Consider the following 20,070-nt stretch of genomic DNA (forward strand, 5'->3'; position numbering starts at 1 on the left):
TATGAGGACTTCACCAAAGGCAATGGCCAATATATACTTTATTATGGGTGTATTATTCGTATATATGGCAACGCAAAGTGCCGGGGAGACGGTGTGGAATCCCACCACCATGTTACTGGCCATCATTGCAACACTGGACTTCGGAGTAGCATTGCGTCTGATGCGAAACCATGCACGACATAAAAATAAGCAGTAGCGTATTTTTGCGCTGCTGCTTATTTTTATTGACAGATGCAGTCTCCTATTTTACAATATGAACATATACTAATATATACATATAATGATGCTGAATTGAACTGGAAAGCGAGGGTAAAATAATGGACGAAAATGAACCAATTAAAACCTTGGATGAAGAAACGCTGTTCGTAGTGTCACAAACCTTTAAAGCACTAGGCGACCCCACTCGAATTAGGATACTGCATTTGCTTTTTCAAAATGAGTACTCCGTAAATGATATTGCCGAGAATTTACACCTTCGCCAGTCAACTGTATCCCATCAATTACGGTTCTTAAAAAATTTGCGTTTAGTAAAATACCGCCGGGAAGGCACCACGTTGTTTTATTCACATGATGACGAACATGTTATGAATGTATTAAACCAAACAATAAAGCATGCATGTCATAGTTAGGAGGGAATCGGAATGGGTCATGATCATGGACACGATCATACACACGGAGCAAACAAGAAAGCATTGCTAGTCAGTTTTATCATAACAACTGCATACATGATTATTGAAGCAATTGGCGGATTTGTCACAAATAGTTTAGCATTGCTGTCTGATGCCGGGCATATGCTGAGTGATTCCGTATCATTAGGCGTTGGCGTTTTAGCATTTGTTATGGGTGAAAAAGTTGCCAGTTACAGTAAAACCTATGGCTACAAACGATTTGAAATACTGGCTGCGCTTTTTAACGGTGTCACCTTAACCATCATCGCTATTTATATTTTTTATGAGGCATTCCAGCGTTTTGCAAACCCACCAGAAGTAGCATCAACTGGAATGCTTACCATTGCCATTATTGGACTAATTGTAAACCTTACCGTCGCATGGATATTAATGCGTGGCGATACAAAAGAAAATTTAAATCTGCGGGCAGCCTTCCTCCATGTATTGGGTGACCTGCTTGGCTCAGTTGGTGCAATTATCGCTGCATTACTTATTATGTTCTTCAACTGGGGATGGGCAGACCCGCTAGCCAGTCTAATTGTTGCCATTCTCGTATTGATCAGTGGATGGCGGGTTAGCAAAGACGCAATTCATGTATTAATGGAAGGAACCCCGAAGAATGTTGATCTCGATGATATCATTCAAACGATGGAAAAGGTTCAAGGTATCCTAGGCATTCATGATTTACATGTCTGGAGTATCACGAGTGGGCAAAATGCACTTTCTTGCCATGCCGTTGTTGACGGAAAACTCTCCATCCACGATAGTCAGAGGCTTTTGCAGTCAATTGAAAAAACATTGGAAGAGAAAGGGATCGGTCATGTAACAATCCAAATGGAAAACGAGGAGCATCAGCACGATGACTCGCTAATGTGTCAGCATGAAACTGGGTCAAAGGAGCATGACCATCAGCATTAGAACACCGGAATAATTTCAAGTTGACTGTTGACACTATAGCTAAATGCAAAAAGAAAGGGCTGATCCCATCAACAGCAGCGAAAATCAAAAATATAAAGGCAAGAGAGATAATAAAGTGGTTGAAGAAAAAGGGTTCAAAAAAAACCAAAAGAAAGAATCAGTTCCGGACCCTCTTCCCCAACCGAAAGATTATAAGGAAATTGATTACTAAGTGTAAACCCCCTTCGTAAAAAAGAAGGGGGTTTATCTTATTCATAATTAGTTTTCATTAAGCGCAGTGAATTCAGCACAACAATAAGGGTAGCTCCCATATCTGCTATTATTGCTAACCAAAGTGTTAGCCATCCGGGAATAATTAGAAGAAGCGCTATCACCTTTAATGCAAGTGCAAAAGTAACATTTTGTTTAATAACTTTTAACGTTTTTCGACTGAGCGAAATGGTGTAAGGCAACTTTTCCAGTTCATCCGCCATTAATGAAATATCAGCTGTTTCGATTGCAGCATCTGTTCCCGCACCACCCATAGCAATACCAACAGTTGCAGTCGCAAGCGCTGGTGCATCATTGACGCCATCTCCGACCATTGCTACATTCCCATGTTTTTCGCGAAGCATTTTTATGGAATTCAATTTATCCTGTGGTAAAAGTTCTGCCTTTGTTTCCGTTAATCCCAACTGGTTCCCGATTGCTTTCCCAGTGGCTTCATTATCACCGGTTAGCATTACTGTTTTTTCAATACCTAGCCTATGAAGTTTTTGAATGATAGATGGACTGCCTGCCCGAACTTGATCTGCTACAGCAATAATCCCTTTTAGCTCATCTTGCGTACCTACCAACATAACCGTCTTACCTTGTTTCTGCAATTCTTTGATTTGTTTTTCTCGATTGTTTGAAATGGGTGTCAATTCATCGAATAGTGTTGGGCTTCCAATAAAATAGACTATACGATTTATGATTGCTTTTGCTCCCTTACCAGTGATTGATTGGAAACTTTCAGCGGTATACGTTTCTATATGTTCCTGCTCAGCCTTACGTATAATGGCCGATGCCAAGGGATGCTGTGAAAATGCTTCAATTGCAGCTGAGTGACCCAGAATTTCTTTCCCATTCATGTTAGAAAATGCCAAGACATCTGTTACTTCTGGTTTCCCTTCAGTAAGCGTTCCTGTTTTATCAAAAGCGACTACTTTTAACCGACCAGTTTCTTCTAAGTGGACACCACCCTTGATTAGAACACCTTTACGGGCTGCATTCCCTATGGCTGTCACAATTGCTACGGGTGTTGATATGACAAGGGCACATGGACAACCAACAACAAGTACCGCGAGTCCATTATACACCCATTCAGACCATATTCCACCAAAGAAAAGAGGTGGGATTACTGCTACCAATAAAGCGATAAACATAATGGCTGGTGTGTAGTATTTTGCAAACCTTTCAATGAATTGTTGAGAATGAGCACGTTCTTCCTGTGCTTCTTCTACTAAATGAATGATCTTTGCAATGGTGGTATCCTCAACATTTTTGGTGACACGAACCTCTAATACACCTTCCTCATTAAGGGTTCCAGCAAATACTTCATCGCCATTTTCTTTGTAGACTGGAATGGATTCACCTGTGATTGCTGCTTGATTAATGGAGGATTGTCCCTTAACAACCTCGCCATCCATTGCAATTTTTTGACCAGGCTTGATTAGCATAATATCGTTAATGTGAACGTCTTCCACATCTATTTCCATCGTTTCATTACCACGTTTGATGGTAGCTCTATTTGGGGCAATATCCATAAGAGAACGAATCGATTGTCGTGCTTTGTCCATTGAGTAGCCTTCCAAAGCTTCACTCAATGCAAACAGGAAGACAACGACAGCCCCTTCGCCCCACTCCCCAATTACAACTGCACCAATAATTGCAATGGTCATTAAGGTTTTCATGTCAAATTGATGTTGGGTAAGATTTTTTAAACCAGTTTTGAACAAATCAAATCCACCAATTAGAATGGAAAGCAGGAAAACCCCAATTGTAAATGGATTTTCTTCACCCAATTGAAAGGAGAGAATGTACCCAACAATGATAAGCAACAGGGAAATGATTGCGGTTACATTACCACGTTTCTTCCAAAATGATTCTTTGTTCTCCACAAGACGTTGTCGTTCCGGATATACTTTTATTCCATCAAACGAACCGGCCTGTTCCAGCTGATCAATCGTTGCCTCTCCATGAACAGTTATTTTTGATGCCCCAAAGTTAAGTTGAACATCTTCAACAGTTTGTATATCTCGTATATTTTTTTCAAATTTAGCTGCGCAATTTGTACATGATAACCCCTGTAAACGATAAACGTTTCTGTTATCTTCCATTTGGATCTCCCTTTTTTGCATGAATCATCGCGATATATACAAGCTGACGAACATGATCATCAGACAAGGAGTAAAAAACCAATTTACCCTCTTTTCGATAATTAGCTAACCCACTTTTCCGCAGTAGACGCAGATGATGAGAAGAGGTTGCGGTCGTTGATCCAATTATATTTGCAACGTCACAGACGCATAATTCTTTTTCCAATGTCAGTGCGTATGCGACTTTTAAACGAGTTGCATCAGATAATGCCTTGAAAATGGATTCAACACCACTTACTTGTTCCATTTGTGGTTGAATGCGGTTTACTATCTCTTCATCAAAACAAAATATATCACACGTATCCTTGGAGTTCTCCTTTAGTTTTTCTTCATGCATTATCTTCACCTTCATTCAAATATTTGTTTGATTGTTAATTATAGTTTATGCCGATATTAATTGATTGTCAATTCGATATTCAAACAAAAGTCAGAGTATAGTTGCAGAGAACAAGTTTATTGGAAATGGCATAATTTAGAAGAAGAACTCACTAATAAAGGAGTGGAAAACATTGCCCGTCGCCCCCACCGACCAATGGCTTGGCCTGTACCTAAAAAACAAAATCGGATTAGCAGAATATGATTTCACAATACAGAGGGATATTTTTGGCAAAAAGCTTTCGTCCTTTTTTTCACATACCTGGGATGAAATTCACCAGTTCCTCCTGCAAAATGGACTATTTATACCTAGTTCATCCGACGAAAAAATCATTCAGCAGATGACAGATAAAAATGTTTGGGGAACTGCCAAGGAAGAACTGAATCAATTAAGATGTGACTGGAATGGTCCTGATATCCCTTTATTTATTTTCCCTTCAAATCAGGCAAACGACGAGCTCCGCCTTGACCTCCGTGGGAAGTCCGGCGTTGCTAAACATGATAAAGTTGTTCTATTTATCGGAAGTGATACATCAAAGCAGGATTTACAGGCACTGATTACCCATGAGTACAATCATGTGTGCCGCCTGAATTATTTAAATCAACCAGAGGAGGATATTACTTTATTAGATGGAATGATTCTGGAGGGGCTTGCGGAAGTCGCTGTATTAAATCGGCTTGGAGAAGGACCAATAGCAAAGTGGACATCAATATATCCACTTGAATATGCATTAGAGCAATGGGAAAAGAACGCCAAATTAAATCTGCACGTGCACAAGAAGGATTCCTTTTTCCACGATTTTATGTATGGGAACAATTCCATTCCAAAGTGGATGGGGTACAATATTGGCTTTCATCTTGTTTCTTCATTTGCTGTAAATACAAGAGAGGACATGAATAAACTGTTACACCTACCCGCAGAATCCATTCTAGAAAAAAGTGCCTTTTCGGGATGACGCCAGGAAATACAAAACAGAGCCTGTATGTGTGATGACAGGCTCTGTCTATATTACCAGAAAAATAATAAAGAAAGAGCGGTGATATATGCTAATGGTACAGCATAATTTCTACCATATCCTCCACCATAGCCACCGAAGCCGCCAAGTCCATACCCAAAGCCACCAGGGTTTCGATTACCTAATGGTCGGAGAAAAACATGTGAATTATTAACGTCGGCAATAACTCCTCTGTGGAATCTGCCGTCTCTTGTTCTTATCCCTACTGGACGTCCAACGTTTTTTCTGCATTGATCAAAATAAGGGCCACATGACATCCTATCCTTTGCTCCTTTCATTTCTGCCTATTCATTAGAAAACAATGCATGGGCATCAACTGAATCGCCACACATCATATGAGTAATTTATGTACGATCCGCTTATATTGATTGGACAATAATCACATATTTCAACTAAACATTACAGGGCAATTCGCTGCACCTATTCACAGCCATTAAATAAAATGATGAAGTAAAACATCATTTAAACGAAGGATGATCCTATGGATAAGTATAATTATCATGATTTTTTAGCAATCTGTGGTATTGGTGGTGCACACCCAGGCGGACTGGCACTAACAAAAGAACTTTTAAAAGAGCTGAAATTTGATCAGAACAGCAGAATACTTGATGCTGGATGTGGAACGGGACAAACATCTGCCTATTTGGCAAAAAAATACGGATGCGAAATTACTGCACTCGATCGCCATCCAATTATGTTACAAAAGGCAAAGAAGAGATTTAGCAATGAAAATGCAACCATTCATGTAGTATGTGGTGATGTGGAAGATATACCTTTGGCAGATGAATCATTTGATTTAATCCTGGTTGAGTCTGTTACTGTTTTCACTAATATCCGTAAAACAATTGCTGAATTTGCACGATTATTACGGATTGGAGGGGCTCTATTTGATCTTGAGATGACCGCAGCTACCCCCTTTTCTGAAAAAATGATGCGGGCTTTTCAGGAGGTATATGGAATAGCCCATGTTCCTACAGAGAATGAGTGGAGAAAGCTGTTTAAACAGGCAGGGTTTCCATCAATTGAGGTCGTTCACGAAAATACGGTTGCTAACATACTTGATGAACAACCAGTGCAAACAGACACGAATGAGTTGCCAGACTTTGACCTATCTGATTCGATTGACCCTTCCATCTACCGGATTTGGGATGATCACCAACAACTAACGGAAAAATATGCAGATATGATGGAGTATAAGGTATATCGGGCTATGAAATAAGGTAGGACACAAGTTTGCCTACCTTTTATAGTTCCTCATCTATTCCTTTATGGTCCAACGGATAATGCTTCAGAAAATAGACCAAGGCCTGCAGCTCCACTGCCAAGTCAATATGATGCACACGAATATGATCGGGTACAGTTAATCGTGCCGGGGTAAAGTTTAAAATACCGGAAACGCCTGTTTTAACCAATAATTCTGTAATCCCGTCGGCTTCAGTAGATGGAACTGTCAATATTGCAACATGGACACCCTTCATTTTTTCAGCCAGCTGGTCAATATGATAAACTGGCACGCCGCCTATTTCCGTCCCTACTTTACTTGGTTCCGCGTCAAAGGCCATCATAATTTTCGTATTATTGTTTTTCATAAAATTATAGTGCAGAAAGGCAGTACCCAGATTTCCAACACCAATTAAGGCGACTTCGGTAAGCTCGTCCTGATCTAATGTTTTGCGAAAAAAGCCTAATAAATATTCAACATTATAGCCATAGCCCTTTTTGCCTAATGCCCCAAAATAGGAAAAATCTCTGCGAATGGTAGCAGAATCAACTTTAACCGCTTCACTTAACTCTTTTGAGGAAACGCGCATTTTACCCTGATGATGTAGATTATTGATAAACCGATAATATAATGGCAGACGCTTGGCTGTAGCCTGCGGAATCTTATATTGTACCATCTTACTCCCCCTTACCCGCGCGGAAATAATCTCCTGATTTGCCGCCCTTTTTCTCTATTAAATAGGTTCTGCCTATAACCATGCCTTTGTCTAATGCTTTACACATATCATATACGGTTAACGCGGTAGCGGATGCAGCTGTCAACGCTTCCATCTCCACCCCAGTACTTCCCTTGGTTTTTACAAAGGCTTCTATGATTAGTTCGTGTTTATTGTCTCTGATACTCCAATCAAATGAAATATCAATCCCTTTTAATTGTAGCGGATGACACATTGGAATCCAGTCAGAGGTTCGTTTTGCTGCCATAATCCCAGCGACCTGGGCCACCGCAAGCACATCCCCTTTTTTTATTTCCTGGTTCGTAATTTTTATGTAAATTTCTTTCGTTACGAAGATACTTGATCTAGCAATCGCAGTCCGCTCCGTTTCTTTCTTCTCACTAATATCCACCATCTTCGCTCTTCCTTGCCCGTTAAAGTGAGTGAAATCGGTCATATTCTCATCTCCATTAAATTTATCCAATAAATCTCTTTCTACATTCTAGCAGAAAAAATATAATAAGTCGTGATTAATTTCACAATTAACATTGCCTGGCCATTAAGTTTTGCGATACACTGATGTTACTGAGGTGAACGTAATGATTATTATGCAATTAAATGATATAAGTAAGTCATTTGGCGCTGAAAAGATATTATCGAATATAAAACTTGAGATTAAGGACCAGGACCGAATCGCGATTGTCGGAAGAAATGGTGCTGGAAAATCAACATTGCTTAAAATAATGGCTGGTGAATTTTCCTATGATGAAGGGGTCATGCATAAACCAAAGGGTCTCACGATTGGTTACCTGTCACAGCATACCGGACTTGAATCAACGAAAACCATTTGGAATGAAATGTTGAATGTTTTTAAGCCACTTCTTCGAAAGGAACAAGAGCTTCGCAAGCTTGAAAAAGACATGGAAAACGCTTCTAGTTTATCGGAGGACAGTTATAACCAGTTGCTCCGGGAATATGACTCGAAACAACAGGCTTTTATCACGGAGGGTGGATACAACTATGAATCCTTTATCAAGTCTGTTTTGAATGGTCTTCATTTTTATGAAGGAGATTACCAGACTTCGATTAGCACGCTTAGCGGCGGCCAAAAGACAAGGCTTGCTTTAGGCAAGCTGCTGCTGCAAAAGCCTGCATTACTCATCCTTGACGAACCAACAAACCATTTAGACATTGAAACACTCGGCTGGCTTGAAAACTATTTAGCAGGTTATCCTGGTGCCGTTACAATTGTTTCCCATGATCGCTACTTTTTGGATAAGACAGTGTCGATTGTCTATGAAATCTCTTATCATAAAGCTAGAAAGTACCATGGTTCGTACAGCAAATATCTAGAACAGCGGGCACTCGACTATGAACAGGAAATGAAAGAATTTGAAAAGCAACAGTCCGAGATTAAAGAGCTTGAGGACTTTGTGCAAAAAAATATTGTTCGTGCCTCCACGACTAAGCGTGCGCAAAGCAGAAGAAAGAAGCTTGAGAAAATGGAAAAGCTGGACAGGCCAAAGGGTGACGAATCTTCCGCCAGCTTCTCTTTTAATGCATCAAGAAGAAGTGGCAATGACGTATTAAAAATACACGATCTTGCATTTCGCTATGAGGACGATGAAAGGTATTTGTTTGAAGGGATGAATCTCCATATAAACCGCGGTGACAGCATTGCGCTGGTTGGTCCAAATGGGATTGGCAAAACAACTTTATTAAAAATAATTACTAGGAAGTTTCAGCCAAGCAAAGGCTCTATACAGCTTGGTACAAACGTGGAAATAGGCTATTATGATCAGGAGCAAACCAATCTAAGTCCGAATAAAACGGTACTCCAGGAATTATGGGACACATACCCAAATGAAAAGGAAAAAGACATTCGCACCGTTTTGGGGAATTTCCTTTTCTCCGGTGATGATGTATTAAAACCTGTTTCAGCCCTTAGTGGTGGAGAAAAAGCCAGATTGTCACTTGCTAAACTAATGATGCTTCAAGCCAATTTTCTTATCCTTGATGAGCCAACCAACCATTTGGACATTGATAGTAAAGAAGTGTTGGAATCAGCTCTGCTCGACTACAACGGTACCATTATATTTGTTTCGCATGACCGTTACTTTATTAATAAGATTGCTGAACAGGTTGTAGAGATAGAGCGTGACCATGTAACTGGATATTTAGGTGACTATGATTATTATATCGAAAAAAAGGAAGAACAGGCTGAAAGAGAAAGACTACAGCAAGAGCAAACGAGTTATTCACATGTGGATAAAAAGAATCTAAGCTTCAGGGAAGAAAAGGACAGACAACGAGAAGAACGTAAAGTCAGACGACGTATTGATGAATTGGAAAACTTGATTGAAGAGAAAGAAAACGAACTGGCTGAACTTGAGTTAACCATGACGAAACCAGAAGTCTTCCAGGATCATGAGAAATCATTGGCGCTAACAAAGGAATCAAGCGGGATTAAACAAACGCTTGAACAACTAATGGAAGAATGGGCTGCACTCTCGGAGTAAAGAAAACTGTGATGATTGAAAGGGGCTGGGACAACTAAAATGTTTGACTCAAAGACGAACAATCACAGGATAGACAGTTTAAAACGTTAATTTTTCAATAGTAGGATCTAACTCGCAGTTGATAAAAATAGCGACATAACTAAAAATCATGTTTGATGGTCCAGCGACCGCTGCGGAAAAACACTGCGCTTTGATATGCTCCCATTAGAGTAGACATCTTAAGAATAAAAAAGACTACTCTAAAGGAGGAAATTTTCTTGGCACATCCGTATTATACAGCTGATCTTAAATGGAAGATTGTACAGGAATATAAAAAAGAGGGACGCGTATTAGCGAAGCTAACCCGTAAATATGGTGTTCACCATTCCAGTGTAAAGGAGTGGGAACAAATCGTAAATAAGGAAGGTAAGAAGGGCTTAGAGCATCGTCCCCATGAGAAAGTTTATTCAAAAAAGGTAAGACAGGCAGCCATTGCTGATTATCAATCGGGGAATTATTCTTTACGGGAAGTATCACAGAAATATGAAATATCAAGCCCATCAGTTTTAAGAAATTGGCTGAAGAATTACAATCGTCATAGGGACATACTTGAACGTGCAAAGGAAAGGGGTATTTCTATGACGGCGAAAAGACAAAAAACAACCAAGGGTGAGCGTATACAAATTGTACGGGTGGCACTCCAAAACGACAAAGATTACCAGGTCACTGCTGAGCTTTGTGGTGTATCCTATCAACAAGTTTATCAATGGGTTCGCAAATATGAAGAAGGTGGATGGGATGCCTTGGATGATCGCCGTGGGAAACCGAAACCGGGGGCCGCATTAACAATCGAAGAGAAGTTGAAACGTCAAATACGAGAGAAAGAAAAAGAGAATGAACGCCTAAAGGCAGAGGTAGATTTTTTAAAAAAGTTGGAACAGCTGGAAAAGGGGGAGATAAAACGGTAAGCCGTGTGAGACAGGAGAACCAATATCGTATTGTTGATCAATTAAGTGGGAAAAAGGGCTATTCCATTGGGTTATTGTGTGAAGTAGCTGGTGTAAATCGGGGAGCCTATTATAAGTGGAAGGGTCGGGAAGACTCAGAAGAAGACCAGTTTAATCAGAAGGTAATGAAGGATATTCAAGCCCAACGCAAAAGAGATCAAACGCTTGGTTATCGCCGTATGACTATATTTTTGAACCGACACTACGAAAAGAATCATGAATTTTTGGTGAATAAAAAACGAGTGTATCGTTTAATGCAGATTATGGGAATGAAGTCTGTCATTCGTCGGAAAAAATATACCTATAAGCCTTCTTCAGAGACACATACCGCAAAAAATGTCTTGAATCGTAATTTCAAAGCTTCACTGCCAAATGAAAAATGGTTAACAGATGTAACGGAATTGAAGTATGGCCGGGATCAGAAAGCATATTTAAGCGCTATTTTGGACATGTATGATAATCGTATTGTCTGTTATAAATTGACTCGAGCCAACAACAATGAATTAGTGTTTGACACTGTAAATGAAGCACTTGCCAGTCTTTCAAATGAGCATCCCTTATTACACACGGATCGTGGTGTTCAATACACTTCTTATGGTTTTAAACGTATCGTGGAGAGTGCTGGGTTACAGCACAGCATGTCACGCCCCGGAAAGTGTATTGACAATGGGCCGATGGAAGGTTTTTGGGGAACATTAAAATGCGAGAAGTATTATCTAAACACATGGACAGATTGTTCATTTGAGCAGTTAGCTATAGCCATCGGTGATTATATTAATTACTATAATAATGAACGTTATCAACCAGTTTTAGGCGGATTAGCGCCAATGGAATGCTTAGCGTTATCCGCCTAAATTTTTCAAGCTTTTTATTTACACTGTCTACTTGACAGGGGTCAGTTCACTTTCCGTGGGCAGCTGATGAGTCTCCTCGAGCTTACGCTCTCCGGGGTCTCATCGAGGCTTCTGCTCCCACAGGAGTCTCCGCGTTTTTCCTCCGCTAATATGTACTTGGCAACAGTATTACATGGTTTATCCCCTATCACGATAGTGTCTTACGCTCCAGACAGTTAATTCCTGCGTGAATAGCCCCAGCCGGAAGACCTGCTTCGTAAAGTGATAGGCACTGAAAAAGTGGTGGATTTTAAAAATATAGCTTTTGACCTTCACCTAGCATCTTGAATATACGGAGACTCCTCGAAAAAGAAAAGCACTTTTTCTTCGTGCGATGCCTATTCAGGGAAGTTTTCCTTGTCCTGCGGGAAGTGAGAGATCGGCGAGACCCCGGAGGACGGCAGTTAATGAAGCCCGACTAAAACCGCCCTTTGCGGGCAATGTCGGCTACCCCTTGCCGGGGCAAGGAGACTCGACACTCGCCCGCGGAAAGCGCAGTATATTCAAGATGCGATGATAGATCCACCTATTTTGTACTACATTTTACCTTTTCAGTGGCCTCATCTTTGCTACCCTAGCAGGCTCAGCGCGAGCCCACGGAAAGCCCGTAGCGGTGGACTTACACTCTTATAGTTACGTCGCAGTTTATGAAAATTCTTTGTAAGGTTTACAAAAACAGCCAAGAAAAATATCCGAACTAATCCAAATTCTAATTAAAGAATTTGGAATCATAGTTCGGATTTCTCCATGACTGAATCACTTTTGTCTCAGCCCCTTCTGCTTATTAGGATAATCCACAGACATATACACAACTTGTGTGTGGAATTTCTTGAACCTCTATGACTTATGCACATTATCCACAAACATCCATATAGTTACCCACAAAAACTATCCACATCCACCAGTTTGCTTTAATAAGGTTCTCCCTATGATATCCACAGACATGTTGATAACTATTATTTTAATACAAGAGACGGATTGGCGTTCATATCCCAGCCTGATCTTTTTCCTTGTTCAAAGGCAATCGTTCCCGCTGCAGCGATCATTGCGGCGTTATCTGTGCATAACTGTATCGGAGGAATTAATAAAGGGATATCAGATTTAGTAAAACGGCTGGTAAGTGCCTGACGCAATCCTTTATTAGCCGCAACACCCCCAGCTATGATAACCTGCTTAACGTCGTGCTTCGTTGCGGCCTGATACGTCTTTTCAGTAAGAACTTCTACTACACTAGCTTGAAAACTGGCGGCAATATCTTCCGGGTTTAAACTTTCACCACGTTGTTCAGCATTGTGGATTGTGTTGATAACTGCGGACTTTAATCCACTAAAGCTAAAATTCAGGCTTCCTTCATCGAGCCATGCCCGCGGAAATGGTATCGATTCCTCTCCGGCACAAGCCAATTTATCTATTTCAGGTCCTCCTGGGTAAGGCAATTTGAGCATACGTGCAACCTTGTCATATGCCTCGCCGGCTGCATCATCAAGTGTTTCCCCGATTACTTCAAAGTTGCCATGCTCACGCATGAGTACTAGCTCTGTATGTCCCCCTGATACAACCAAAGCCAACAACGGAAATTCAAATTCTTTTTCCAGTCGGTTTGCATAAATATGACCAGCAATATGATGGACTCCCACAAGAGGTATTTGTTTAGCAAAAGCTAAAGCCTTTGCGGTATTCACCCCCACAAGCAGAGCGCCTACTAATCCTGGTCCTTCCGTAACTGTAATGGCATCAAGTTGATCCCATGTGACATCTGCCCGGTCAAATGCTTCCTCCAATACAATTGTCATCTGTTCCACATGATGTCGTGAGGCAATTTCAGGAACCACTCCTCCGAATCGTTTATGACTTTCAATTTGGGAGGCTACGACATTCGACAGGACCTCTGTGCCATTTCTTAAAATAGCTACTGCTGTTTCATCACAGCTTGTTTCAATTCCCATAATATATGTATCTTTTTTCATCATAAATTCACCCACATAACGATTGCATCTTCCTTATTATCCGTGTAGTAATTCTTGCGCAGACCACCTGGAACCAGCCCGAATTTCCGGTACATGCGTTGTGCAATAACATTGGTAACCCGTACTTCAAGCGATAAGCGGCTGCTTCCTAAACGGATTGCCTGCTTCATAGTAAATTCAAAAAGCTTCTCACCTAGCCTATGACCCCGGTAGCTTGGCATGATAGCTATATTTGTTATTTGTGCATCATCGATGACAACCCATAAACCCGCATATCCAATAATAATCCCATCTACTTGTATAACAAAGTAGTGAGCAAATTGATTTTTTGTAACCTCCTGGTAAAAAATATCCTCTGACCAGGGTGTTGCAAATGATGCTTTTTCTACATCCACAACGGAGTCAATATCCGTAAGTTCCATTTGACGAATAACTAAATCAGCCATTTTGATTTACTTCCTTCTGCGCCTTAAGCCAGTTAGCTTCAGCTTCAACCAGCCGTAAATAGTTTGGTGTTAGTGAATGTGTCTTATCAGCCTGCTTATATTTGCCCGCAAGTGCTAAATGAGAAGGCTTTGCTGAATGAAAAATGGAATCTGGGATTATCGCATTATTACCCAGCTTTTCCTTAATCAAAGGTTGATGTAATGCAATATCCTGACTCAGGAATAAAATTTGTTTTCTCTCATTTGCTAAACGCTCCAGCCATTCATTCATTTGCATGTTAACCTCTTCACCAACTAATTCCATTTTGTTCCGATTCCACTGGTATAATCCTGTATAAATCATCCCGCGTCGCGCGTCAAAGAATGGACAAACATACGAATTGAAAAAACTTCCCTGATAGGCAAGTGTCTCCAGGCTTGATACTCCTTTAACAGGAATGCCAAGCGACCACGCCATTGCTTTTGCTGTTGCTAACCCAATACGTACACCAGTAAACGAACCCGGACCCTTTGCAACAATAATTTCATCCAGTTGTTCAGGACTCATTGATGTGTCTTTCATTAATTGACTAATTGCCGGCATCAGCCTGACCGAATGATTCTTCGTAAGGTTTGTGACAATTTCACCTAGTAATACGTTATTTTTTACAACAGCTACACCCATAATTTGATTCGAGGTATCGATTGCAAGTACATTCATATCTTGAAACTCCTTATATTTCTAAAATTGTATCACTATCCAATTAAAGAAGAAACTACCCACGTAAAATGATTTCCTTTGGGAAATAATTCTATCAGACGAGCCTGTTCATTGAGATAGCTAATTTTTATATCCAAACGTTCTTCAGGCAGGTATTCCTCAATAAATTGTGCCCATTCCACAATAGAAATACCCTTCCCATCAAAGTATTCCGAAAAGCCAATATCCTCATCCGAATCTTCCAGTCGGTATACATCCATATGATAAAGAGGCAATTCCCCCTCATACTCCTTAATTATTGTGTATGTCGGGCTGTTAACAACACGTTTCACCCCTAATCCAGTGGCAATGCCTTTTGTAAAAGTAGTTTTACCTGCCCCAAGGTCACCTTCTAGTGTGATTACATCCCCTGGTCTTAATAAGTTTGCTAACCGAATAGCAATTTTTCTTGTTTCTTCTTCAGTATGTGTTTCAATCCGATGTTCACTCATTCTTTCACCTGCTTAAAATGGTTGTAACCATCCTTCTTTAATGGGAATAGGCGATTATCCTTATGCAGATAAACATGATTATGCCTGTATGGCCTTACATATCCTATTTCCGTTACATCAATTCCTGCCTTATTCGCAGCTTCCTGCACAAAAGTCCAGTTATTCTTTGATACTGTACCAACTAGTTCGAAATCTTCCCCTCCAAACAGTTTCCATTTAAATTGGAGATCGGCTGGAAACTGGGAAAAAGATTCTGTTGTTGGAATTTTATGTTCATTTAATTGAATGGTAACTCCTGATGACGCCGCTATTTCGGCAGCCTCATTACCGATACCATCACTAATATCGTTCAATGCAACACGGTCTATTTCATTAATATAATGAGCAAATTCCACTCTGGGTACCGGAAGCCGATGTTTATTAACATAATAGGTTTCATCCTGGTATGCACCCGTATTAGTAAGGATATGAAATCCTGCCTGCGAATCACCTAATGTACCTGTAACGAAAACAAGATCACCTTCTACTGCAGCGCTCCGGTACCTTGCTTTCGTTTTTGTGACATAACCCAGGACTGTAACTGATACGGACATTTCTTCACCAGCCACAGTATCACCGCCAATTAAATCCATCCTGTATTTAGTGGCAAGCGATTGCATCCCCTTAAAGATATTTTTGCACTCCATGGATGTATAATGTTTAGGCACTACAATGGAAACAAGATAAAAGGCTGGGGTTGCCCCCATGGCCGCAATATCACTAATATTGGCCGCCAATATCCGATGTCCTACATGAAAGAGATCCATGGTTTCTTTTGAAAAATGTACATTTTCAACGAAAGTATCAACTGCAACAACAATATCCTCAGATGATTGACGAAATACGGCGGCATCATCTCCTACACCCTTTATTAACGATGATTGCCTATAAGAGTCCTGTTTAATTGAATCAATAAAAGAAAACTCGTCCACTCATTTTCACCGACCTTTTTAAAACTAATCCTATAGAGTAATGATAGCAAAAACAATAGCAAAAGGGAAAAGTTACCGTGAAGAATTAGCGGGAATGATACAGCGGATATTCATACAGCGGAGCTACTAAACTGAGATAAACAAACAAAAACACATGTTTTCAATTAATGAAAACATGTGTGCAAATTTAATTAACAAATTAGTGGCGGTCCGGACGGGACTCGAACCCGCGACCTCCTGCGTGACAGGCAGGCATTCTAACCAACTGAACTACCGGACCAACTGTAAAAATAATTGGTTGCGGGGGCAGGATTTGAACCTGCGACCTTTGGGTTATGAGCCCAACGAGCTACCAGACTGCTCCACCCCGCGATATGAAAAAGTGTTTAATTGTACGGCCTGGCGGCGTCCTACTCTTGCAGGGACAAAGTCCCAACTACCATCGGCGCTGGAGAGCTTAACTGCTGTGTTCGGCATGGGAACAGGTGTGACTTCTCCGCTATAACTACCAGACCATATTAAATTTAAGGACAAAATATATTATAGTCATATTTCTTTCGAAATGCAAGACCTTTTTTCATTTTATACCCTAAAAACTAAATAAGAGCTTAAATAGATGACAATCAATGGTTAGTTAAGTCCTCGATCGATTAGTATTCGTCAGCTCCACGTGTCGCCACGCTTCCACCTCGAACCTATCTACCTCATCGTCTCTGAGGGATCTTACTCACTTAGAGTGATGGGAAGTCTCATCTTGAGGGGGGCTTCATGCTTAGATGCTTTCAGCACTTATCCTTGCCACACGTAGCTACCCAGCTATGCTCCTGGCGGAACAACTGGTACACCAGCGGTGTGTCCATCCCGGTCCTCTCGTACTAAGGACAGCTCCTCTCAAACTTCCAGCGCCCACGACGGATAGGGACCGAACTGTCTCACGACGTTCTGAACCCAGCTCGCGTACCGCTTTAATGGGCGAACAGCCCAACCCTTGGGACCGACTACAGCCCCAGGATGCGATGAGCCGACATCGAGGTGCCAAACCTCCCCGTCGATGTGAACTCTTGGGGGAGATAAGCCTGTTATCCCCGGGGTAGCTTTTATCCGTTGAGCGATGGCCCTTCCATGCGGAACCACCGGATCACTAAGCCCGACTTTCGTCCCTGCTCGACTTGTAGGTCTCGCAGTCAAGCTCCCTTCTGCCTTTACACTCTTCGAATGATTTCCAACCATTCTGAGGGAACCTTTGGGCGCCTCCGTTACTCTTTGGGAGGCGACCGCCCCAGTCAAACTGCCCGCCTGACACTGTCTCCGAACCGGATTACGGTCCTGGGTTAGAATGTCCGTACAGCCAGGGTGGTATCCCACGGATGCCTCCACCGAAGCTAGCGCTCCGGTTTCGATGGCTCCCACCTATCCTGTACAAGCTGTACCAACATTCAATATCAGGCTACAGTAAAGCTCCACGGGGTCTTTCCGTCCTGTCGCGGGTAATGTGCATCTTCACACATAGTATAATTTCACCGGGTCTCTCGTTGAGACAGTGCCCAAGTCGTTGCACCTTTCGTGCGGGTCGGAACTTACCCGACAAGGAATTTCGCTACCTTAGGACCGTTATAGTTACGGCCGCCGTTTACTGGGGCTTCGGTTCTAAGCTTCGCGCCCGAAGGCGCTAACTCTTCCCCTTAACCTTCCAGCACCGGGCAGGTGTCAGCCCCTATACTTCGCCTTTCGGCTTCGCAGAGACCTGTGTTTTTGCTAAACAGTCGCTTGGGCCTATTCACTGCGGCTCCTCCTTAAAGGAGCACCCCTTCTCCCGAGGTTACGGGGTCATTTTGCCGAGTTCCTTAACGAGAGTTCTCCCGATCACCTTAGGATTCTCTCCTCGCCTACCTGTGTCGGTTTGCGGTACGGGCACCTATGAACTCACTAGAGGCTTTTCTTGGCAGTGTGAAATCCAGAACTTCGGTACTATAGTTCCCTCCCCATCACAGCTCAGAATTGTTGGACGGATTTGCCAATCCAACTCCCTTGTTGCTTGGGCGCACATTTCCAGAAGTGCGCATTCCTTATCCTACTGCGTCCCCCCATCGCTCAAACATTCATGAGGTGGTACAGGAATATCTACCTGTTGTCCATCGCCTACGCCTTTCGGCCTCGGCTTAGGTCCCGACTAACCCTGAGCGGACGAGCCTTCCTCAGGAAACCTTAGGCTTTCGGTGAAAGAGATTCTCACTCTTTTTTCGCTACTCATACCGGCATTCTCACTTCCAAGCGCTCCACCAGTCCTCACGGTCTGACTTCACAGCACTTGGAACGCTCTCCTACCATTGTTCCGAAGAACAATCCGCAGCTTCGGTGATACGTTTAGCCCCGGTACATTTTCGGCGCAGAGTCACTCGACCAGTGAGCTATTACGCACTCTTTAAATGATGGCTGCTTCTAAGCCAACATCCTGGTTGTCTGGGCAACTCCACATCCTTTTCCACTTAACGTATACTTTGGGACCTTAGCTGGCGGTCTGGGCTGTTTCCCTTTCGACTATGAACCTTATCACCCATAGTCTGACTCCCAACGTAACGTAGCTGGCATTCGGAGTTTGACTGAATTCGGTAACCCGGTGAGGGCCCCTAGTTCAATCAGTGCTCTACCTCCAGTACGCATCTATTGAGGCTAGCCCTAAAGCTATTTCGGAGAGAACCAGCTATCTCCGTGTTCGATTGGCATTTCACCCCTACCCACACCTCATCCCCGCATTTTTCAACATACGTGGGTTCGGGCCTCCAGTCAGTGTTACCTGACCTTCACCCTGGACATGGGTAGATCACACGGTTTCGGGTCTACGACCGTATACTATTTCGCCCTATTCAGACTCGCTTTCGCTGCGGCTCCGTGTCTTCCACTTAACCTTGCATACGATCGTAACTCGCCGGTCCATTCTACAAAAGGTACGCCGTCACCCATAAACGGGCTTCGACTACTTGTAAGCGCACGGTTTCAGGATCTCTTTCACTCCCCTTCCGGGGTGCTTTTCACCTTTCCCTCACGGTACTGGTTCACTATCGGTCACTAGGTCGTATTTAGCCTTGGGAGATGGTCCTCCCGGATTCCGACGGAATTCCTCGTGTTCCGCCGTACTCAGGATCCACTCCGGAGGAAACGCTTTTTCGATTACAGGGCTCTTACCCGCTTTGGCTGATCGTTCCAGATCGATTCATCTAAAGCATTTCTTTGTAACTCCAATGGAGTGTCCTACAACCCCAGAAAGCAAGCTTTCTGGTTTGGGCTGATTCCGTTTCGCTCGCCGCTACTTGGGAAATCGCATTTGCTTTCTCTTCCTCCGGGTACTAAGATGTTTCAGTTCCCCGGGTCTGCCTCACGTATCCTATGTATTCAGATACGCGTACTGCTCCATTACGAACAGCGGGTTTCCCCATTCGGAAATCCTCGGATCGAAGTCTACTTACGACTCCCCGAGGCATATCGGTGTTAGTCCCGTCCTTCATCGGCTCCTAGTGCCAAGGCATCCACCGTGCGCTCTTCTTCACTTAACTATCTTTATGATTAAGAACTTACGTTTTTGATGTCGTTGTCTATCTTGCTCTTATTTAGTTTTCAAGGTACAAAAAGAGAGATTCGCATCCCTCAAAACTGAACAAACAACCTGATATGTCAAGGCCTACATGATAGTAGGGCTTACGCCCCCGGATAACCAGCAGGTTATCACAGGGATTCCGTTAAACAGGTCAGCTTCCACTACATGTAGCTTCTCGCTTCCTGTTTTTCC

The 20,070-nt window shown here is 42.3% G+C and carries 18 protein-coding genes, 2 tRNA genes and 2 rRNA genes; 8 read left to right on the forward strand and 14 right to left on the reverse strand.

What is annotated here, in order from left to right; all coding sequences use genetic code 11:
• Position 1 precedes the first annotated feature (1 nt).
• From CFK37_RS02950 to CFK37_RS02960, 3 genes are all read left to right on the forward strand, one after another.
• The gene (locus CFK37_RS02950) at positions 2 to 196 is read left to right on the forward strand and encodes a YdiK family protein (protein ID WP_089060502.1); all 195 of its coding nucleotides are present in this window, start codon (positions 2 to 4) and stop codon (positions 194 to 196) included.
• A 121-nt stretch (positions 197 to 317) separates the two neighbouring features.
• Positions 318 to 629 (forward strand): ArsR/SmtB family transcription factor, encoded by a 312-nt coding sequence (locus CFK37_RS02955; protein WP_089060503.1) that lies wholly within the window; start codon positions 318 to 320, stop codon positions 627 to 629.
• A 12-nt stretch (positions 630 to 641) separates the two neighbouring features.
• Complete coding sequence (locus CFK37_RS02960; RefSeq protein WP_089060504.1) at positions 642 to 1,586, forward strand: cation diffusion facilitator family transporter; 945 nt, start codon at positions 642 to 644, stop codon at positions 1,584 to 1,586.
• Positions 1,587 to 1,834: 248 nt separating this feature from the next.
• On the opposite strand, the gene CFK37_RS02965 is transcribed toward CFK37_RS02960, so the two are convergent.
• Positions 1,835 to 3,946 carry a heavy metal translocating P-type ATPase gene (locus CFK37_RS02965; RefSeq protein ID WP_089060505.1) on the reverse strand — a complete coding sequence of 704 codons (2,112 nt, stop codon included), beginning with the start codon at positions 3,944 to 3,946 and terminating at the stop codon, positions 1,835 to 1,837.
• Positions 3,936 to 4,322, reverse strand: coding sequence for an ArsR/SmtB family transcription factor (locus tag CFK37_RS02970; RefSeq protein ID WP_089060506.1), 387 nt, complete (start codon positions 4,320 to 4,322; stop codon positions 3,936 to 3,938). Before CFK37_RS02970 ends, CFK37_RS02965 begins: the two co-directional genes overlap by 11 nt.
• Before the next feature lie 172 nt (positions 4,323 to 4,494).
• Between CFK37_RS02970 and CFK37_RS02975 the strand changes: the two genes are divergently transcribed.
• Positions 4,495 to 5,316 (forward strand): DUF2268 domain-containing putative Zn-dependent protease, encoded by an 822-nt coding sequence (locus CFK37_RS02975; protein ID WP_089060507.1) that lies wholly within the window; start codon positions 4,495 to 4,497, stop codon positions 5,314 to 5,316.
• A 53-nt stretch (positions 5,317 to 5,369) separates the two neighbouring features.
• On the opposite strand, the gene CFK37_RS02980 is transcribed toward CFK37_RS02975, so the two are convergent.
• Complete coding sequence (locus CFK37_RS02980; protein ID WP_089060508.1) at positions 5,370 to 5,633, reverse strand: hypothetical protein; 264 nt, start codon at positions 5,631 to 5,633, stop codon at positions 5,370 to 5,372.
• Positions 5,634 to 5,857: 224 nt separating this feature from the next.
• Between CFK37_RS02980 and CFK37_RS02985 the strand changes: the two genes are divergently transcribed.
• On the forward strand, positions 5,858 to 6,595 hold the full coding sequence (locus CFK37_RS02985; RefSeq protein ID WP_089060509.1) for a class I SAM-dependent methyltransferase: 738 nt from the start codon (positions 5,858 to 5,860) through the stop codon (positions 6,593 to 6,595).
• 25 nt (positions 6,596 to 6,620) lie between these two features.
• On the opposite strand, the gene CFK37_RS02990 is transcribed toward CFK37_RS02985, so the two are convergent.
• Together CFK37_RS02990 and moaC are read right to left on the reverse strand one after the other, a co-directional pair.
• Positions 6,621 to 7,274 (reverse strand): redox-sensing transcriptional repressor Rex, encoded by a 654-nt coding sequence (locus CFK37_RS02990; protein WP_089060510.1) that lies wholly within the window; start codon positions 7,272 to 7,274, stop codon positions 6,621 to 6,623.
• A 1-nt stretch (position 7,275) separates the two neighbouring features.
• Positions 7,276 to 7,770, reverse strand: a complete 495-nt coding sequence (gene moaC, locus CFK37_RS02995; RefSeq protein WP_089060511.1) for a cyclic pyranopterin monophosphate synthase MoaC — start codon at positions 7,768 to 7,770, stop codon at positions 7,276 to 7,278.
• A 142-nt stretch (positions 7,771 to 7,912) separates the two neighbouring features.
• Between moaC and CFK37_RS03000 the strand changes: the two genes are divergently transcribed.
• From CFK37_RS03000 to CFK37_RS03010, 3 genes are all read left to right on the forward strand, one after another.
• Positions 7,913 to 9,832 carry an ABC transporter ATP-binding protein gene (locus CFK37_RS03000; protein WP_089060512.1) on the forward strand — a complete coding sequence of 640 codons (1,920 nt, stop codon included), beginning with the start codon at positions 7,913 to 7,915 and terminating at the stop codon, positions 9,830 to 9,832.
• Positions 9,833 to 10,089: 257 nt separating this feature from the next.
• On the forward strand, positions 10,090 to 10,779 hold the full coding sequence (locus CFK37_RS03005; protein WP_089060513.1) for a helix-turn-helix domain-containing protein: 690 nt from the start codon (positions 10,090 to 10,092) through the stop codon (positions 10,777 to 10,779).
• Between the two features lie 5 nt (positions 10,780 to 10,784).
• Positions 10,785 to 11,672, forward strand: coding sequence for an IS3 family transposase (locus CFK37_RS03010; RefSeq protein WP_089060514.1), 888 nt, complete (start codon positions 10,785 to 10,787; stop codon positions 11,670 to 11,672).
• Positions 11,673 to 12,667: 995 nt separating this feature from the next.
• Here CFK37_RS03010 and tsaD read toward each other — a convergent pair.
• From tsaD to CFK37_RS03055, 9 genes are all read right to left on the reverse strand, one after another.
• A complete protein-coding gene (tsaD, locus tag CFK37_RS03015) occupies positions 12,668 to 13,678 on the reverse strand; it encodes a tRNA (adenosine(37)-N6)-threonylcarbamoyltransferase complex transferase subunit TsaD (protein ID WP_089060515.1) in 1,011 nt (336 codons plus the stop codon).
• Positions 13,678 to 14,124 (reverse strand): ribosomal protein S18-alanine N-acetyltransferase, encoded by a 447-nt coding sequence (rimI, locus tag CFK37_RS03020; RefSeq protein ID WP_089060516.1) that lies wholly within the window; start codon positions 14,122 to 14,124, stop codon positions 13,678 to 13,680. Before rimI ends, tsaD begins: the two co-directional genes overlap by 1 nt.
• Positions 14,117 to 14,824, reverse strand: a complete 708-nt coding sequence (gene tsaB / locus CFK37_RS03025; RefSeq protein WP_089060517.1) for a tRNA (adenosine(37)-N6)-threonylcarbamoyltransferase complex dimerization subunit type 1 TsaB — start codon at positions 14,822 to 14,824, stop codon at positions 14,117 to 14,119. The genes rimI and tsaB overlap by 8 nt, the downstream gene beginning before the upstream one ends.
• Positions 14,825 to 14,859: 35 nt before the next feature.
• A complete protein-coding gene (tsaE, locus tag CFK37_RS03030; protein ID WP_089060518.1) occupies positions 14,860 to 15,315 on the reverse strand; it encodes a tRNA (adenosine(37)-N6)-threonylcarbamoyltransferase complex ATPase subunit type 1 TsaE in 456 nt (151 codons plus the stop codon).
• Complete coding sequence (gene thiL / locus CFK37_RS03035) at positions 15,312 to 16,286, reverse strand: thiamine-phosphate kinase (RefSeq protein WP_089060519.1); 975 nt, start codon at positions 16,284 to 16,286, stop codon at positions 15,312 to 15,314. Before thiL ends, tsaE begins: the two co-directional genes overlap by 4 nt.
• 203 nt (positions 16,287 to 16,489) lie before the next feature.
• A tRNA-Asp gene (locus CFK37_RS03040) sits at positions 16,490 to 16,566 on the reverse strand.
• A gap of 15 nt (positions 16,567 to 16,581) precedes the next feature.
• Positions 16,582 to 16,658, reverse strand: a tRNA-Met gene (locus CFK37_RS03045).
• Between the two features lie 25 nt (positions 16,659 to 16,683).
• Positions 16,684 to 16,799 (reverse strand): 5S ribosomal RNA (gene rrf, locus CFK37_RS03050).
• A gap of 117 nt (positions 16,800 to 16,916) precedes the next feature.
• A 23S ribosomal RNA gene (locus tag CFK37_RS03055) occupies positions 16,917 to 19,837 on the reverse strand.
• Positions 19,838 to 20,070 lie beyond the last annotated feature (233 nt).

Origin of the sequence: Virgibacillus phasianinus (genome assembly GCF_002216775.1) — a bacterium.
Classification (GTDB): Bacteria; Bacillota; Bacilli; order Bacillales; family Amphibacillaceae; genus Virgibacillus_F; species Virgibacillus_F phasianinus.

Excerpts from the sequence above, each read along its gene's own strand:
- CFK37_RS02950 (WP_089060502.1), top strand. The coding sequence starts at position 2 with ATGAGGACTTCACCAAAGGCAATGGCCAATATATACTTTATTATGGGT.
- CFK37_RS02955 (WP_089060503.1), top strand. The coding sequence starts at position 318 with ATGGACGAAAATGAACCAATTAAAACCTTGGATGAAGAAACGCTGTTC.
- CFK37_RS02960 (WP_089060504.1), top strand. The coding sequence starts at position 642 with ATGGGTCATGATCATGGACACGATCATACACACGGAGCAAACAAGAAA.
- CFK37_RS02965 (WP_089060505.1), bottom strand. The coding sequence starts at position 3,946 with ATGGAAGATAACAGAAACGTTTATCGTTTACAGGGGTTATCATGTACA.
- CFK37_RS02970 (WP_089060506.1), bottom strand. The coding sequence starts at position 4,322 with ATGCATGAAGAAAAACTAAAGGAGAACTCCAAGGATACGTGTGATATA.
- CFK37_RS02980 (WP_089060508.1), bottom strand. The coding sequence starts at position 5,633 with ATGTCATGTGGCCCTTATTTTGATCAATGCAGAAAAAACGTTGGACGT.
- CFK37_RS02985 (WP_089060509.1), top strand. The coding sequence starts at position 5,858 with ATGGATAAGTATAATTATCATGATTTTTTAGCAATCTGTGGTATTGGT.
- CFK37_RS02990 (WP_089060510.1), bottom strand. The coding sequence starts at position 7,274 with ATGGTACAATATAAGATTCCGCAGGCTACAGCCAAGCGTCTGCCATTA.
- moaC (WP_089060511.1), bottom strand. The coding sequence starts at position 7,770 with ATGACCGATTTCACTCACTTTAACGGGCAAGGAAGAGCGAAGATGGTG.
- CFK37_RS03000 (WP_089060512.1), top strand. The coding sequence starts at position 7,913 with ATGATTATTATGCAATTAAATGATATAAGTAAGTCATTTGGCGCTGAA.
- tsaD (WP_089060515.1), bottom strand. The coding sequence starts at position 13,678 with ATGAAAAAAGATACATATATTATGGGAATTGAAACAAGCTGTGATGAA.
- rimI (WP_089060516.1), bottom strand. The coding sequence starts at position 14,124 with ATGGCTGATTTAGTTATTCGTCAAATGGAACTTACGGATATTGACTCC.
- tsaB (WP_089060517.1), bottom strand. The coding sequence starts at position 14,824 with ATGAATGTACTTGCAATCGATACCTCGAATCAAATTATGGGTGTAGCT.
- tsaE (WP_089060518.1), bottom strand. The coding sequence starts at position 15,315 with ATGAGTGAACATCGGATTGAAACACATACTGAAGAAGAAACAAGAAAA.